Raw genomic sequence first — 15,949 nt, 5'->3', positions numbered from 1 at the left:
GCGTTAGGTTAACTTTTCCCTGCTTTTTCATTTGGTTACCGCTTTACAACCAGGTGTAAGAAGTCAGTAATTCTTGCTAATTTACGTTTACATAAATGAAAAGGCGGACAGTTTCCTGCCCGCCTCGGTTTTGTCATATTTGCTGAAATTACAGCACTTTACCCGGGTTCATGATGCCCAGCGGGTCGAATGATTTCTTAATACGACGCATCAATTCGAGTGCGACATCTTGTTTGAAGAAGGCCAGTTCTTCGCGCTTCAACTGGCCAATGCCATGCTCGGCGGAGATCGATCCGGTATAAGACGCAACAATTGTGTGAATGCGGTGATTGAGATCGTGCCAGCGATCAAGGAAAGCCTGCTTGTCGGCACCCACTGGCTGCGACACGTTATAATGCAGATTACCATCGCCTATATGACCGAAGCAAACGATACGCGAGCCGGGGATCATTTCCAGTGTTGCTGCGTTGGCTTCATGGATGAAAGCCGGGATTTTTGCGACAGGCACCGAAATATCGTGCTTGATCGAACCGCCTTCCGGCTTCTGCGCCCAGGACATTTCCTCACGCATTTTCCAGAACATCTGTGCCTGCGCAACGCTTTCAGCAATGGCCGCATCCTGAATGATGTCGTTCTCAAACGCTTCTGTCAGAATGGTTTCAAGCGTCGTGCGGGCATCATCTTCCGAACGGGTCGAGGAAATATCAACCAGCACATACCAGTCGTGTGGGCTTTCGAGCGGATCGCGTACGCCGTCCACATGGGCAACGGTAAACTCAACGCCGACGCGCGGCATCAGTTCAAAACCGGTGAGCGACGGGCCTGCGTGTTCGGTCGCAAGCTGGAACAGGCGCAGCACGTCTTCCGGGCTGCGTAAGCCCGCATAGGCGACGCCCTTGCCCTTTGGCTGCGGGAAAATCTTGAGCACTGCCGCCGTGATAACGCCAAGCGTGCCTTCAGAACCGACGAACAGATCCTTCAGGTCATAGCCGGTATTGTCTTTCTTCACATAGCGCAAGTCGTTGAGGATTTCGCCGCTTGGCAGAACCACTTCAAGACCGAGGCAAAGCTCGCGCATATTGCCATAGGCCAAAACGGCAGTGCCGCCTGCATTGGAACCGAGATTGCCGCCAACCTGACAGGAACCTTCGGCACCAAGCGACAGCGGGAACAGACGGCCCACTTTCTGCGCTTCATCCTGAAGGTTTTTGAGAATCACACCGGCTTCCACTGTCACCAGATTGCCAACCGGATCAACTGAGCGCACCTTGTTCATGCGGCCAAGCGACAGAACAACCGTGGTGTTGCTTCCATCCGGCGTCTGACCGCCGACAAGACCGGTATTGCCGCCCTGCGGCACCACTGGCGTTTTGGTCTCGGTCGCAAGCTTCATGATCGCGGAAACTTCTTCGGTTGAGGCTGGACGCAGCACCAGCGGCGAACGGCCCTGATAGAGATCACGCTGTTCGATCATGAATGGCGCAATATCTTCCGGCGCGGTTAGCGCATTCTTTTCGCCAACAATGGCTGCAAAACGTTCGATCAGGGCGGTGTCGAGCATGTGCTTCTCTTAAGTCTTGGGGGAATTAGCGCGGGGCAGCCGCGCGTTTAAGACGATCATTGATGGCCTCACCGAGACCATCAAAGGGAATGGGTTCAACGGCGATGATCCGGGCGGCGCTTGCATCAAGCTTGCGCATGAAATCAAACAGATTGCTGGCCGCTTCGCGCAAATTGCCCGATGGGCTTAGGTTCAGGACGGCTAGCGCTTTATCAGCATCGGCCACGCGCTGAGGCCCAAAAGCCAAAAGCGCCTCGCCTTTATCAACACTTGCAGCATTCAGCCGAACGGCAGCATTGGGCGCGTAATGGGATTCCATCATACCAGGCGCCTGAATTGCGGCCTTATGCTCAGCACGTTCAAGCTTCACACCAATCAGCGCTTCGATCTCCTCAGCAGCCAAACCGCCGGGGCGCAGCAGACGCACGCGCTCGCCTTCAACTTTGATGATGGTCGACTCTACACCCACGCCACATGGACCGGCATCAAGGATCATATCGATCTTGCCACCGAGATCATCAGCCACGGCCTTAGCCGAAGTCGGGCTGATGCGACCTGAAGTATTGGCACTTGGCGCAGCAACAGGGCTATCGAGTTGTTTGATAACATCGCGCACTTGGCCGGTGGGCATACGGATGGCGAGGGTATCAAGCCCCGCCGTCACCAGCGGATGGATGGGGCGCTGCGTATCCTGCTTTGCTTTGAGCGGTAGAACGATGGTGAGCGGCCCCGGCCAGAAGGCTTCGGCGACTTTGCGCGAGATCGGGTCGAAAGTCACATAGCGCTCGGCCATGGCAATGCTGTCGACATGGGCAATGAGCGGATTGAACTGCGGGCGTCCTTTGGCGGCAAAAATGCCCGCCACACCTTCGCCGTGTGCTGCATCGGCAGCAAGGCCATAGACCGTTTCCGTCGGGATTGCGACAAGCCCGCCGCGCGCGAGCACTTCGACTGCACGCGAAACAGCATTGTCATCAAATGTCACGATCTTGGCCAAAGGCTTCAGCCCTTATTCATTGTTGCTGCGCGTTTTCGCGCATGTCGTAGCTACACAAACCGTCGCTTTTGAGCAAGAGACTCCAAAGAGCACTTCATGCAAGATCGGAATGAGTTACAAAAAGAAAGGACGCTTCAAAGCGCCCTTTTGTTATTTATCCGGCGATTTTCGAGAAATCAGCCACCTTGCTGGTGGCAGTGCGGATTTGTTCAAGCAGTGCAAGGCGGTTGGCGCGGACGTTTTCGTCCTCGTCATTGACCAGCACTTTTTCAAAGAACGTGTCCACGGGACCGCGCAGCTTGGCCAGCGCCAGCATTGCGCCGCCGAAATCTTCGCGGGCAATGGCTTCTTCGGCTTCTGTCGCCGCGAGGTTTACAGCCGCATAAAGCGCCTTTTCCTCATCAAGCTTCAACAGCGCAGCATCGACGCTTGGAGCGACCTTGGTGCCCTTTTTCTCTTCCGCTGCCAGGATATTGGCGGCGCGCTTGGTGCCAGCCAGCAGGTTCTTGCCGTCTTCTTCATTGATGAAGACGATCAAGGCTTCCAGACGACGTGCAACCAGCAGAAGATTGTCGGCATCAGCGGTCAAAACTGCATCAATGGCGTCGTGGCGTGCGCCATCTTCCTTCAAGTGAACCTTGAAACGTTCATGCAGGAACGAGAGAAGATCAGCCAGAACCGGCTCAGCATTGGCCTCAATTTTCGCACGCGCTTGCGCTTCGAGATTGCGCAATGCGTTGTCGACATCCTGTTCGCCATCAACATCGCCGGACTTTTCCGAAGCCAGCTTTGCTTCAAACTCACGCAGTTTACGCTGAACCTGTCCTTCTTTGAGCGAGGCATAGGCCGTGTGCAGAAGCGGCAGGAGCGGGAACTTCCAATCTTGCGAGAGCACCAGACGGATCACACCAAGCGCTGCACGGCGCAGAGCAAACGGGTCTTTCGAGCCGGTTGGCTTTTCGTCAATCGCCCAGAAACCGACCAGTGTGTCGAGCTTATCAGCCAAAGCGACAGCAACGGCAACCGGGTTCCTCGGTACAAAATCCGATGGGCCTTGTGGCTTGTAGTGTTCTTCAAGAGCCGTAGCGACGGATTCGTCTTCACCCTGAAGAAGCGCATATTTGCGGCCCATGGCGCCCTGAAGTTCAGGGAACTCGCCAACAACTTCCGTGGTCAAATCGGCCTTGGCGAGAACTGCCGCACGTGCTGCGAGCTTCGGATCGGCACCGACCAGCGGTGCAATCTGGCTTGCCAGTTCGCGGATGCGCTCAACGCGCGCGCCTTGCGTGCCGAGCTTGGCATGGAAAGTTACGTTAAGCGCATCCAGACGCGCCATGCGCTGATCGAGCGGCTTTTTCAGATCAAGGCCGAATTTCTCACCCCAAGCCACAAGCTTGTCGAGATCAGGCAGATCGTGCTGATCGGTGTGCCAGAAATAGAGCGCATCGGACAGGCGTGCGCGCACGACTTTGCCATTGCCGTAAGCGATTTCCGTGCCGCCATCGCGGGCCGCGATGTTCGAGATCAGAATGAACTTGTTCGACAGCGCTTCCGTTTCGCCTTGCTTGCGGGTGACGAAGCATTTCTGGTTGGCGCGGATGGTGAGGCGGATGACTTCCGGCGGGATTGCGAGGAATTCTTCCTCAAACTCGCCCATCAGCACGACCGGCCATTCAACCAGACCGGACACTTCTTCAAGCAGGCCTTCGTCTTCAACCAGATCGAGGCCCGATGCAAAGGTAAGATTGCGGGCGTCCTGCAGGATGATTTCCTTGCGGCGCTCGGCGTCGAGCACAACGAAAGCCTTTTCAAGCTTTTCAACATAGTCGTCAAAACGGCGCACCTTGATCGCCTGACCATCGCTTAAGAAACGATGACCATAGGTCAGGTTGCCGGATTTCAGGCCGTCAATGTCAAACTCCACCACAACCGTTTCTTCGGTTTCAGGGCCGAATGTGCAGAGGATCGATTGCAGCGGACGCACCCAGCGAAGCGCACCCGGCTTTGATGAAGCCGCACCCCAACGCATGGACTTTGGCCAAGGGAAATTGCGGATCACCTGCGGTACGAGTTCCGCGATGATTTCTTCCGCGGCGCGGCCCGGCTTGGTCAGATGAGCAACGTAGAAGTCGCCCTTCTTTGGATCGGAATGCACATGCGCCTGAGAAACATCGCTGAGGCCAGCCTTGCGCAGAAAGCCCTGAATGGCTTGTTCTGGAGCCGTGACGGATGGGCCCTTCACGTCTTCATGCACGTCTTTCGAGCGCACGGTCAGACCGCGAACATCGAGCGTCAAGCGACGCGGGGTCCAATAAGCGGTCGTGGCCTCATAGGTCAGGCCTGCTTCCACCAGACCGTCGGTGATCATCTTCTTGAAATCACCCGCAGCCTTGCGCTGCATACGAGCCGGGATTTCTTCGGAAAAGAGTTCGAGCAACAAATCAGGCATAATAATTACTCGCCCTCACGCTTGAGATTAAAACCACCGGCATCCGTCAACAGGAACGCTTCGCCGCACTGACGCGCGAGATTACGCACGCGCAGGATATAGCTCTGACGTTCAGTGACCGAGATCACGCCACGCGCATCCATCAGGTTGAAGACGTGGGATGCCTTGATGCACTGGTCATAGGCCGGGAAAACGCATTTATGCAGCGAGCCTTCGCCCGTGCTGCCTGCCTTCAAGATCGCAGCGCATTCGTGCTCTGCATCGATGAAATGCTGATGCAGGATTTCCGCATTGGCCATTTCGAAATTGTAGCGGGAATATTCCTGCTCGGCCTGCAAGAAAACATCACCATAGGTAAGTTTTTCTTCGCCTTCGAGGCCGTTGAAGTTGAGGTCATAGACATTGTCCACGCCCTGCACATACATGGCGAGGCGCTCAAGACCATAGGTCAATTCGCCAGCAACCGGCGAGCATTCAATGCCGCAAACCTGCTGGAAATAAGTGAACTGCGACACTTCCATGCCGTCACACCAGCATTCCCAGCCAAGGCCCCATGCGCCAAGCGTAGGGCTTTCCCAGTCGTCTTCCACGAAGCGCACATCATGCAGCGTCGGATCAAGACCGATTGCGCGCAGCGAACCAAGATACAGATCCTGAAGGTTCGGCGGCGATGGCTTGATGATGACCTGATACTGGTAATAATGCTGCAAACGGTTTGGGTTTTCACCATAGCGGCCATCCTTTGGACGGCGCGATGGCTGCACATAGGCAGCTTTCCAAGGCTTTGGCCCGAGCGAACGCAGCGTTGTCGCCGGGTGGAACGTACCCGCCCCCACTTCCATGTCGTATGGCTGCAAAATAGCGCAACCGTGTTCCGCCCAATAGTTATGGAGCGTCAGGATCAGGCCCTGAAAGGAACGGGTGGGATGCATATGTGCTGGCAACGTACTGGACACAGGGTCAGGCCTTGTTATTGAAATGATGGCCCGGTCTAATTTGTCCGTCACGCAGGGTCAAGCATGCGAGCCATTGCGCGCGGTAAAATCAACGCGCAATGAATGATTTGGGGATGGTTTGAACCCTATCTGCGTTAGTTTGCAGCAGGTTTTTCCGTTTCAGGCTTTGCCGGTTCGGCTTTCGGTGCCTCTTCAGCCGGTTTTGGATCAACAGGCTTTGCTTCGGAAGGCTTAGCGTCAGCGGGCTTTGCTGCATCCGCCCGCGAAGGATTGGTTGGATCAGCAAGGCCAGACTTCAGTTTTTCTTCGATCTTGGCGAGTTCTTCCGGCTCCGGTTTACCGGCAATCGCGTGGTTCCACTGGAACGTCGCCTCAAGCTGACGATCCGCACGCCAGTACGCGTCACCAAGATGATCGTTGATGGTCGGATCTTCCGGGCGCAGCTTGACGGCCTTTTCAAGCTCAACGACTGCTTCCGGGTAACGACCAAGCTGATAATAAGCCCAGCCAAGTGAATCGACGATATAGCCATCCTGCGGGCGCAACTCGACGGCCTTCTTAATCATGAGCAACGCCTCATCGAGGTTCTCACCGCGATCAACCCAAGAATAGCCAAGATAGTTCAGCACTTGCGGCTGGTCAGGATAAAGCTCCAGCGCTTTCTTGAAATTCGGCTCTGCCTGATCCCATTCTTTCAAACGCTCATGCGCGATGCCACGCTGATAGAAGACCGGCCAGTCCTTGCGTTCAGGTGACTTGATCTGCTCAACGGCCGCATCATAGATTTTTGCAGCATCGGCAAAGTTCTTGTCCTGCGCATAAACGCCGCCCAGTGCCAGATAGGTGCGAATATCGGTCTTGTCGCGGTTGAGCAAGGTTTTCAACTGCTCAATCGCCTCGCTTGTCTTCTCGTTTTCGGCAAGATTAAGCGCTCGCTGCATTTCTGCATCGCGCCTATAGGGCGATTTTTCAGGAACGCGCGCATAATACTCGACAGCCCTTTCCGGCTGGCGCAGCTTCGCCGAAATATCGCCAAGCTGATAAAGCGTGGCATCGTTATCTGGGCGCAATGGCAGTGACATTTGCAGATAAAGCTTGGCAAAAGCTTCCGCGCCACCACGGTTGATCGCCGTACCAAGCGTATAAAGCACTTCGCCGACACCCTGCTGCGGCGTCTCGATCAGGCGAGGATATTTCTGTCCAGCCTCAATCTTTTCGCGCATCTCGGTGATGGTCATGCGTCCGTTCAGAAGCTCTTCAGCATCTTTCAGAATCTTGATTGCGCCGTCCTTGTCACCCTGACGCAACTTGAAGGAGGCATAAGCCATCACAATGCGTTCATAGGTATCAGGTGCGGCACTACCGCCCGGACGATCATCGATCGCCTGCTGGTAATAGTTACGCGCATCCTGCTTCTGACCCGCAATGTCGGCGATAAGTGCTGCATTATAAATGCGGAACAGGCCATACCACTCAGGGCCGTTGATCTTCACAACATCGGTGAGCGCACGCTTCGGATTGCCCTGACCGACCTTCACCCATGCACCCATAAGGCTTGTCGCGAGCTGATCCATATCGGACTGGATCGACAGCATCAGGAGTGGGCCAGTCTTGCGATATTGCTTTCTGGAAATAGCGTCGATTGCCAGAGCAACGCGCGAAAAGCGTTCAATCTCAGGCTGATTCTTCAGCTCTTCCGCAAGCGGTAGCGCATCTTTGAAACGGCCTTCCGTCAAAAGAGCAAGAAGCAGGTTTTGCTTGATAATATCGTTGCCGGGATCAAATGCCATAGCCTGACGATAGAAGTCGACGGCAGCACCAATATTGTTATCGGCTTCTGCCGTGCGAGCAGCAAGATAAGCGCCTGCAAACGAACCGGCACGCACTTGCGACACAGGATCGGGATTGGTTTTAGCCATTGCCGCATTTGCTGGCAGCGCTACTCCCGCTAGAGCCAAGAGAAGCAATCCGTAAAGCGGACGACGTTTCAATCCCTGCCGCATAAAGCCCAGTCCTCTTTCCAATTCCGTATAAGATCCCCTATTCAGAGGCACCTCAAGCATGGCCTTTTTGGGGTCCTTGCGCAAGAAAAGCATCCGTGATGGATGCTTTTCTTTTCATTCTTACCTTGCATGTCGTTCTCCCGAAACCGCTTCCCACTTTCGGGCAATATGCTCGAAAAAGCATCCGTGACGGATGCTTTTCTTGTTGATTTTGCTCATCATTTCGTCAAGTCGAAGCCTGTTCGAAATTTCAGATTGCGACCGAGTTCACTCTACGCCCTCATCTCAGCAGGCGCATAGCGCCTTGTTAAAGGGCGAGGCTCCAGCGTGTTCTCTCTCGCCTTGCAAGACGCCGCCTTTAGCGGCTCATCAAGATGAGGGAGAGAGAGACCGCTCGATCAAGAATCAATTCACGCGGCTGATGCAGAAATCGATCACTTCGATCAGCGCATCTTTCTCAGGTGTGGACTTCAAAGGCGCCAAGGCGTCACGGGCAATTTCACCAAAATGCCGTGCACGCTGCACTGTATCGGCAATCGCACCGTGCTTGGTCATCAGACCAATGGCCTTTTCAAGTGACGCGTCGTCGCTGGCACCTTCTTCGATTGCGTTCTTCCAGAATGCACGCTCTTCATCGCTACCCCGACGATAGCTTAGGATAACCGGCAAGGTGATCTTACCTTCACGGAAATCGTCGCCAGTGTTCTTGCCAAGATCGGCAGCCGAGCCACCATAATCCAGCGCATCATCAACGAGCTGAAAGGCGAGGCCGAGATTAAGACCGTAATCGCGAAGGGCTGCACGATCCGAACGCTGGGCCTGAGCAATGATTGGACCAACTTCAGCCGCAGCTGAGAAAAGAGCGGCAGTCTTGGCTTTGATCACAGCCAGATATTCGTCTTCGGTGGTTTCCATGTTCTTGGCTGCAGCAAGCTGCATCACTTCGCCTTCAGCGATAACCGAGGCGGAAGTTGCAAGAACATCGAGTGCATCGAGTGAGCCGACATCGACCATCATCTTGAAAGCCTGACCGAGCAGGAAATCTCCAACCAGAACACTGGCCTGATTGCCCCAGATCATGCGTGCCGTACTCTTGCCGCGACGCAAATCGCTTTCATCGACCACATCGTCATGCAGAAGCGTTGCCGTATGCATGAACTCGACAGAAGTCGCCAGACGGACATGGCCGTCGCCTTCATAGCCAAACATGCGGGCTGCTGCGAGCGTCATCATTGGGCGCAGGCGCTTGCCGCCAGATGAAATGAGGTGGTTAGCCACTTCCGGAATCATCTCGACATCGGAACCTGCACGGGACAGGATCATTTCGTTCACGCGGCCCATATCGGCCTTCGTGAGATCGACCAGAGGCTGGACCGATCCTTCCTGTTTCTTTTTCCCGTCGAGATTCAAAACCACACCCAATGTCGTTACTCCTAGCTGCTGACCACACTATGTGTGCGGATCAGAATGCTCAAGACGCTTAAAAGCCCCCTGCACGCCCAAGCTTTTCATTCAGAGCCTGTTCACCATTGAAGGAAGCAGTTGTCAATGCGGTCTATTGATTACACATTGTCGAAATGATCGAACTTATGCGCACAAATGATTCCGTATTGCTGTCCGTCGCCGAAGCGCTGATGAAAGAGGCGGGCATCGTCTATTTCATTGCCGACACGAATATGAGCATCCTCGAAGGTTCGCTTGGCATTATACCGAGGCGGTTTCTGGTCGAAGAAGACAGGCTGGACGAAGCCCGGCGTTATCTCATCGACGCTGGCTTGGAACACGAATTAAAAGACCATGGCAAATAACATTTCCGCGCATCAGCCTGACACGGTAGGTGAAACGCTCGATGTGTTCCATCGTGGTGCATTTCATCTCGTGCAACCCGCAATCAAAGGGCATCGTTCCGGCGTAGACGCAATGATTCTCGCAAGCAGCGTCCCGCAAAGTTTTTCAGGCCAACTCGCTGATCTTGGCAGTGGCGCAGGTGCTGCGGGGCTGGCTGTCGCCGCTCGCTGTAAAAACGCACGCGTCACGCTTATAGAGCGTTCCGGCTTCATGCTGAACTTTGCGCACAAAAGTGTCCGTCATCCACTCAATGCAGCCCTGTTGGATCGCGTCGATATTCTCGAAGCCGACGTTTCACTGACTGGAAAGGCACGCGCTGCCGCTGGCCTTATCGATGATAGTTTCGACTTTGTCATCATGAACCCGCCTTTCAACGAGGCAAGTGACCGTTCCACGCCCGATCCCGTAAAGGCCGAAGCGCATGTCATGCCAGAAGGCATGTTTGACCAATGGTTGCGCACGGCATCAGCAATCCTCCGCCCGGGAGGGTGTGTATCTATTATTGCGCGCCCGGGTTCGCTCGCACCAATACTGGAAGCGCTCACTGGTCGATTTGGCGGGGTTAAAATCATCCCGGTATTGCCGCGTCCCGACAGTGCGGCTATCCGCATTGTGATTATGGGCATTCGCGGTAGCCGCGCTGGCCTCTCGCTGATGCCAGCACTCATTCTTCATGGCGATGCAGGCAATGATTTCACAGAGCGCGCAACCGCTATCAATAACGGGCAGACTTCGCTGCTTTAAAAAACACTTACAGCGGTTCCAGTTGAGATTGAATCACTGGAACTGCCGTAACTAACTGTTTTACGCATTGTCCGACGCAAAACCGCTTCGCACTTTTGCGGGAAATTCTTTAAAGACGAGGCTTCTATGGAAATCAGACCAGTCAGAATTGATGATGCCGATGACATGAGCAAGGTGCTTAAAGAAATCATCGACGCGACCGGACGGCAGCGGCAATATGACCGTGATCATGTCATCGAACTCTATATTTCCGACCCGAACCGCATAGAATGTCATGTGGCGGTTGCCGATGGTGAAGTATTGGGGTTCCAGTCGCTGAAACATGCGACCGAAGGCAATCCATATGGCGTCGCTGTCGGCTGGGGCATTATCGGCACTCATGTCAGCCCGCGTGCAGCGCGCAAAGGTGTCGGATCGGCTTTGTTTGCCGCAACACGCCAAGCTGCAACAGTTGCAGGGATTATCGATATCGACGCGAGTATCGGCGACAACAATGACATGGGGCTCGCCTATTACGAAGCGATTGGTTTTCGTACATACCGAACCTCACCGGGCAGAATCTGTAAGCAATATAAAATGGAAAATTGAAGATATGCTGCTGATCGTTGGAACAGTGCGGGTATCGGCCGAAAACTTAGATGAAGCACGTCCTGTGATGCAGCGCATGATCCAAGCAAGTCGCGCGGAAAATGGCTGTATTGAATACGCCTATGCTCAGGACATTCTTGATCCCGGTCTCATCCATGTAAAAGAACTCTGGCTGGATCGGGTTTCACTGGACAAACATTTCACTTCTGGCCACATAGCAGACTGGCGTTCCGAATGGCCAAGACTGGGCATAGCGGATCGAAATCTCATGCTCTACGAAGTAGAAGCTCCGGAAATAACCTGAAAAGAAAATAATGACGTCCAATCCGAAGCCCGTTCGCCCCATTTCCATCATGCGTCGCTTTCTCGATAGTGAATCAGCCGGTGGCATAGCGCTTATGCTTTCCGCAGCACTTGCACTCATCGTCGCGAATTCGCCTTTCTCAAAGGCCTATTTCGACGCTTTGCATTTCTACATTGGGCCACTCAGCATTGCGCATTGGATCAATGATGCGCTGATGGCCGTCTTCTTCCTGCTGGTCGGGCTTGAGATCAAGCGTGAGTTTCTCGATGGTCAGCTTGCAAGCTGGCCCAATCGCATGTTGCCAGGGATTGCCGCTGCGGGTGGTGTTATTCTCCCCGCTCTGATTTTTGTCGCATTCAACTATGGCGACCCGGAGAAAGTACGTGGCTGGGCTGTACCATCTGCCACCGACATTGCTTTTGCACTCGGCGTTTTATCGCTGCTGGGTTCACGCGTGCCTTCGAGCCTCAAGGTATTTCTGGCAACGCTTGCGATCCTTGATGATCTGGCGGCTGTTGTCATCATCGCAATTTTCTACACTGCCGAAATTTCCATGCCCTATCTTGGCGCAGCTTTCGCAACGGCTGCGGTGATGTTTGCCATGAACCGCCTCGGCGTAGCCAAATTGCTGCCTTATCTTATCGGTGCGGCCGTGTTGTGGTTCTTTGTGCTCAATTCCGGTGTCCATGCGACTGTCGCAGGGGTCGTGGCGGCGCTGATGATCCCGCTCAAGCCTGCCAAGGCCAAGCCAGACGATATGAGCTCGCCGCTCCATATCCTCGAACATGCATTGGCGAAGCCAGTTGCGTTCTTCATCGTTCCCGTGTTCGGCTTTGCCAATGCAGGTATTTCCTTTGCGGGGATGAGCCCTTCCATCATCTTTGATACGCTGCCGCTCGGCATCATGCTTGGTCTGTTTATCGGTAAGCAGATAGGCGTGTTTGGCGCAGCTTGGCTTGCGATCAAATCAGGGCTGGCACAAAAACCAATGGGCGCAAGCTGGGCTCAGCTTTATGGCGTTGCGGTTCTGTGCGGTATTGGCTTCACAATGAGCATCTTCATCGGCCTCTTGTCGTTCCCGTCGGAACTGTTGCAAGCCGAAACGAAAATCGGGGTTCTCACCGGCTCCGCCTTGTCGGCAATATGCGGCTACGTAATGCTGAGAATGCTGGCAAAGCCGAAAAAGTGATACGCAATGAATGCCCGGAACAATTTTCCGGGCATTTCTCTTTGTATTTCCGAGATTGATTTCTACATTTGAGTGAAGAAGCTTTTTCAACTGGAGTTTGATTTGTCTGGAATATTGACCCGTTTCATTCCGCGTCGTTTTCGCAAAAAAGAAATTGAGATTCCTGTTGTGCGCCTGCATGGCGCCATCATGACTGGCGGCTCTTCTTTCCGGCCAGCACTCTCGCTTGCCACCGCAGCAGGCGTTCTGGAAAAGGCGTTCACCGACAAGGAGACACCGGCTGTTGCCATTTCTGTCAATTCGCCCGGAGGCTCACCGGTTCAGTCGCGTCTTATTTATCGCCGCATCCGCGATTTGGCCGATGAGCATCAGAAACGTGTCTTCATTTTCGTTGAGGATGCTGCCGCATCAGGCGGTTATATGATTGCGCTTGCAGGTGACGAAATTATTGCCGACCCCTCTTCTATCGTTGGTTCTATTGGTGTCGTTTCGGCATCTTTCGGCTTCCCGGAATTGCTCAAAAAGATCGGTGTTGAGCGTCGTGTCTATACCGCCGGCCAGAACAAAGCCGTGCTCGACCCTTTCCAGCCAGAGAAAAAGACAGATATTGATCGCTTGAAAAAGCTTCAGCTTGAAATCCACGAGACCTTTATCGACATGGTGAAGGAACGTCGCGGAAGCAAGCTTGCAAATGACCCCGATCTATTCACGGGTATGTTCTGGACCGGCATAAAGGCCAAGGAAATCGGTCTTATCGACGGGATTGGCGATATGCGCAGTTTTTTGCGCAAGACTTACGGGGACAAGGTGAAGCTCAAACTCATAGAGCCAAAGCGCGGATTGCTTGGACGCAAGGCACCAAGCGTCGAAATGAGCCTAGGTCTGGGTCTAGATCCAGCCAGTATTGCAGCCAATCTTGGTGAGGGCTTAGTGTCGGTTGCCGAAGAAAAAGCACTCTGGGCACGATATGGGCTTTGAATTCCATCGTTTCACCATGATATGATGCATAAAAGGGCGGATCAGTGTTATGCTATTCGCCAAGACTTTTCCCTGCGTGATCCCGAAATGGCATTTTCGAGATCTTGTGCAAGCCTGAGGACTAGAGGCCATGCCCCAGCTTATCTTTCTGCTGTTGATCATCGCTGCCGCCTGGTACGGCTATCGTTCGTTCAAACGCGAAGCGGTACGCGTTACCCAGCGCGTGCGCCGGGCAGAAAAAGAAGCGCAGAACCGCGCTCACGGCACGCTCGTTCAGGATCCTAAGACCGGCGAATATTACGTCAAAAAAGATTAAGGCGTCGTGCGCCGTAATGGGCGCACAAGGGCTGTTCTAACGGCTTAAATTACTGCTTTTCTGAATGCATCATTTTGTTGAGGCCGCCACTCTGGTTCGTCATCCTGTTCATCGTGTGGCACCGGCCAAGATTAATCTCGCGCTGCATGTAACAGGGCGCAGGGATGACGGTTATCATCTGCTCGACATGCTGGTAGTGTTCGCCGATTATGGCGACCGCATAAGCATTGAAGAAGCGCATCATGACAGTTTCAGCATCGATGGGCGCTTTGCGCATGGCATACCGCTTGATAGCGGCAATCTGGTCATCAGGGCACGCGATGCATTGAAGCAATATGCGGGTCGCGATCTCACGCCCGTTGCCATTCATCTTGAAAAGAACCTGCCAGTGGCTTCAGGCATTGGTGGTGGCTCAAGCGACGCAGCAGCAACACTTCTTGCGCTCAATGAAATCTGGCAACTCGGCCTCGACTTAGACACACTGACTGAACTTAGCCTCAAGCTCGGTGCTGACCTTCCTATGTGTTTGCATGGCGCGGCTATTGGCACTCCACTTGTTGCGCGCGGCATTGGTGAACACCTGACTACGGTCGCGCAAATGCCGCCTCTTCCCTTGCTGCTTGTTAATGACGGCACTGCTGTTGCAACACCCGATGTCTTCGGAGCGTTGACAAAGCGCGACAACTCTTCCCTCCCGTCGCCTTCAGAAAGCGACATAGAAACCATCTGTGCCTATCTCGGCTCAACCCGCAACGATCTTCTGCCCGCCGCGCTGACACTTGCTCCACAAATCGAGAATAAGCTTGATCTGTTGCGTATGCGAGGCGCACTTTTTGCACAGATGTCGGGCTCGGGTGCGACGTGCTTTGCCATCTTCAACGACCAGCAAAGCGCGGATGATGCGGCTTCCAAAATTCGGGCGCAAGAGCCTGACTGGTTTGTGGTTTCCACCCAAACAACTGCATCGTCGTTCTGACGTCAGATAGCCACTTTTCTACCTCATACTGTTCACATATACTTGAATAAATTGCGCCTCATTGGTCGATTGAGCCAATTTCAAGGCTTATTGTCTACTTATATGAATACAATGCGTGAACCATTTGCGATCTAGGCGCAGCCCTTTGAAAGGCCTATCTCTCAATCATCGAAACGACGAACACACCGTCGCTTCCCAAATTCTAGGAGATAGAAAATGAAAAAGTTTGCTCTTGCTGCCGTAGCCGTTGCTCTTAGCGCCGGTGCTGCTTTCGCTGAAAATCCACGTGTTGGCGAACCTGCCGATCTTTATGCAAATGACCGTACACCCGTTGCAACCCAGCAGGTTGATAACACGGCAACCGCTTCGATTGGTCAGACGACTACCTATCAGGACGGCTCCGCTCATCGCTTTGGTGATGCATCGCCTTCAAGCTATCAAAACTAAGACCGGCGCAAGCAGGTCAGATACAAAAAGGCGAAGCCTCTTCAGGCTCCGCCTTTTGTTGTTTGTGGGGGCATAATGATTTGCGGCAACCTCACAGGCTTCAACTGGCGCGGCAAGTCTGCCAGTTCGAGCCAACTCGATGGCAACGGCTTGAATGCATCGAGCCTCATGAGCAAACCAGAGTCCAAGGATGACTTGCGCGCAAAGAGCTTACCAAGCAATACCAAGCGCGCCTCTTGCGGTAAAGTAAACCGTGCCGGAGCCCGACTTGCACCCATATGGCGACGCACAGCTTCTTCCCAGCCATCCGACAATGTTGCCCCAGGTTGCAAAGCCAGCAGCCACTCCGTTCGCAACGCACCAAGCGCCTCGCTCAACTCATTTTCGCTATAAAGGGCACAGCCTGCACCTTCTGCCACCAGCCTTGTCTCATCGGTCGAGCCTCGATCGACAACGACAACGCGACGCAAAAGCCCCTCGACGACTGCGGGCACCAATGCCGACAACGTGTTCGCCAAAAGCTTTTCAGAATTTTGAGTGACGATAAGAACAGAAAGCATGATCCGTTCTATATCAAGACCCTGTGGTCGAAA

16 protein-coding genes are annotated in these 15,949 nt (G+C 53.9%); 9 read left to right on the top strand and 7 right to left on the bottom strand.

Features of this window, described 5'->3' with window-relative positions; all coding sequences use genetic code 11:
• Positions 1-148 precede the first annotated feature (148 nt).
• The 6 genes from CES85_RS11570 to CES85_RS11540 form a co-directional block, all read right to left on the bottom strand.
• Entirely contained in the window at positions 149-1,561 is a 1,413-nt protein-coding gene (locus tag CES85_RS11570) for an FAD-binding oxidoreductase (protein WP_095446130.1), read from the bottom strand.
• 25 nt (positions 1,562-1,586) lie between these two features.
• On the bottom strand, positions 1,587-2,558 hold the full coding sequence (locus tag CES85_RS11565) for an L-threonylcarbamoyladenylate synthase (protein ID WP_095446129.1): 972 nt from the start codon (positions 2,556-2,558) through the stop codon (positions 1,587-1,589).
• 154 nt (positions 2,559-2,712) lie between these two features.
• A complete protein-coding gene (gene glyS / locus CES85_RS11560; RefSeq protein ID WP_095446128.1) occupies positions 2,713-5,007 on the bottom strand; it encodes a glycine--tRNA ligase subunit beta in 2,295 nt (764 codons plus the stop codon).
• A 5-nt stretch (positions 5,008-5,012) separates the two neighbouring features.
• Positions 5,013-5,939: a glycine--tRNA ligase subunit alpha gene (locus tag CES85_RS11555; RefSeq protein ID WP_095446127.1), complete on the bottom strand. Its 927-nt coding sequence runs from the start codon at positions 5,937-5,939 to the stop codon at positions 5,013-5,015.
• Positions 5,940-6,097: 158 nt separating this feature from the next.
• On the bottom strand, positions 6,098-7,966 hold the full coding sequence (locus CES85_RS11550) for a tetratricopeptide repeat protein (RefSeq protein ID WP_095447846.1): 1,869 nt from the start codon (positions 7,964-7,966) through the stop codon (positions 6,098-6,100).
• A gap of 405 nt (positions 7,967-8,371) precedes the next feature.
• Positions 8,372-9,388: a polyprenyl synthetase family protein gene (locus tag CES85_RS11540; protein ID WP_095446125.1), complete on the bottom strand. Its 1,017-nt coding sequence runs from the start codon at positions 9,386-9,388 to the stop codon at positions 8,372-8,374.
• 155 nt (positions 9,389-9,543) lie between these two features.
• Here CES85_RS11540 and CES85_RS11535 point away from each other — a divergent pair, with 155 nt between their 5' ends.
• The 9 genes from CES85_RS11535 (at position 9,544) to CES85_RS11500 (ending at position 15,356) form a co-directional block, all read left to right on the top strand.
• Entirely contained in the window at positions 9,544-9,774 is a 231-nt protein-coding gene (locus tag CES85_RS11535; protein WP_095446124.1) for a putative signal transducing protein, read from the top strand.
• Entirely contained in the window at positions 9,764-10,558 is a 795-nt protein-coding gene (locus CES85_RS11530; RefSeq protein WP_210318239.1) for a tRNA1(Val) (adenine(37)-N6)-methyltransferase, read from the top strand. Before CES85_RS11535 ends, CES85_RS11530 begins: the two co-directional genes overlap by 11 nt.
• 126 nt (positions 10,559-10,684) lie before the next feature.
• Positions 10,685-11,146, top strand: a complete 462-nt coding sequence (locus CES85_RS11525) for a GNAT family N-acetyltransferase (RefSeq protein ID WP_095446123.1) — start codon at positions 10,685-10,687, stop codon at positions 11,144-11,146.
• Between the two features lie 4 nt (positions 11,147-11,150).
• The gene (locus tag CES85_RS11520) at positions 11,151-11,450 is read left to right on the top strand and encodes a putative quinol monooxygenase (RefSeq protein ID WP_095446122.1); all 300 of its coding nucleotides are present in this window, start codon (positions 11,151-11,153) and stop codon (positions 11,448-11,450) included.
• Between the two features lie 10 nt (positions 11,451-11,460).
• Complete coding sequence (nhaA, locus tag CES85_RS27805) at positions 11,461-12,639, top strand: Na+/H+ antiporter NhaA (RefSeq protein ID WP_244923274.1); 1,179 nt, start codon at positions 11,461-11,463, stop codon at positions 12,637-12,639.
• A 102-nt stretch (positions 12,640-12,741) separates the two neighbouring features.
• On the top strand, positions 12,742-13,617 hold the full coding sequence (locus CES85_RS27800; protein ID WP_191793062.1) for a S49 family peptidase: 876 nt from the start codon (positions 12,742-12,744) through the stop codon (positions 13,615-13,617).
• 130 nt (positions 13,618-13,747) lie between these two features.
• Entirely contained in the window at positions 13,748-13,933 is a 186-nt protein-coding gene (locus tag CES85_RS11510) for a membrane protein (protein WP_024896122.1), read from the top strand.
• A gap of 64 nt (positions 13,934-13,997) precedes the next feature.
• Positions 13,998-14,909: a 4-(cytidine 5'-diphospho)-2-C-methyl-D-erythritol kinase gene (locus CES85_RS11505; protein WP_095446121.1), complete on the top strand. Its 912-nt coding sequence runs from the start codon at positions 13,998-14,000 to the stop codon at positions 14,907-14,909.
• 216 nt (positions 14,910-15,125) lie between these two features.
• Positions 15,126-15,356 (top strand): hypothetical protein, encoded by a 231-nt coding sequence (locus tag CES85_RS11500; RefSeq protein WP_095446120.1) that lies wholly within the window; start codon positions 15,126-15,128, stop codon positions 15,354-15,356.
• A 41-nt stretch (positions 15,357-15,397) separates the two neighbouring features.
• Here CES85_RS11500 and CES85_RS11495 read toward each other — a convergent pair whose 3' ends face one another.
• Entirely contained in the window at positions 15,398-15,916 is a 519-nt protein-coding gene (locus CES85_RS11495) for a glycosyltransferase (protein WP_095446119.1), read from the bottom strand.
• Between the last annotated feature and the right edge of the window lie 33 nt (positions 15,917-15,949).

Source organism: Ochrobactrum quorumnocens, from assembly GCF_002278035.1.
Lineage (GTDB): Bacteria > Pseudomonadota > Alphaproteobacteria > Rhizobiales > Rhizobiaceae > Brucella > Brucella quorumnocens.
This window is presented reverse-complemented; position numbering and strand designations above follow the sequence as displayed.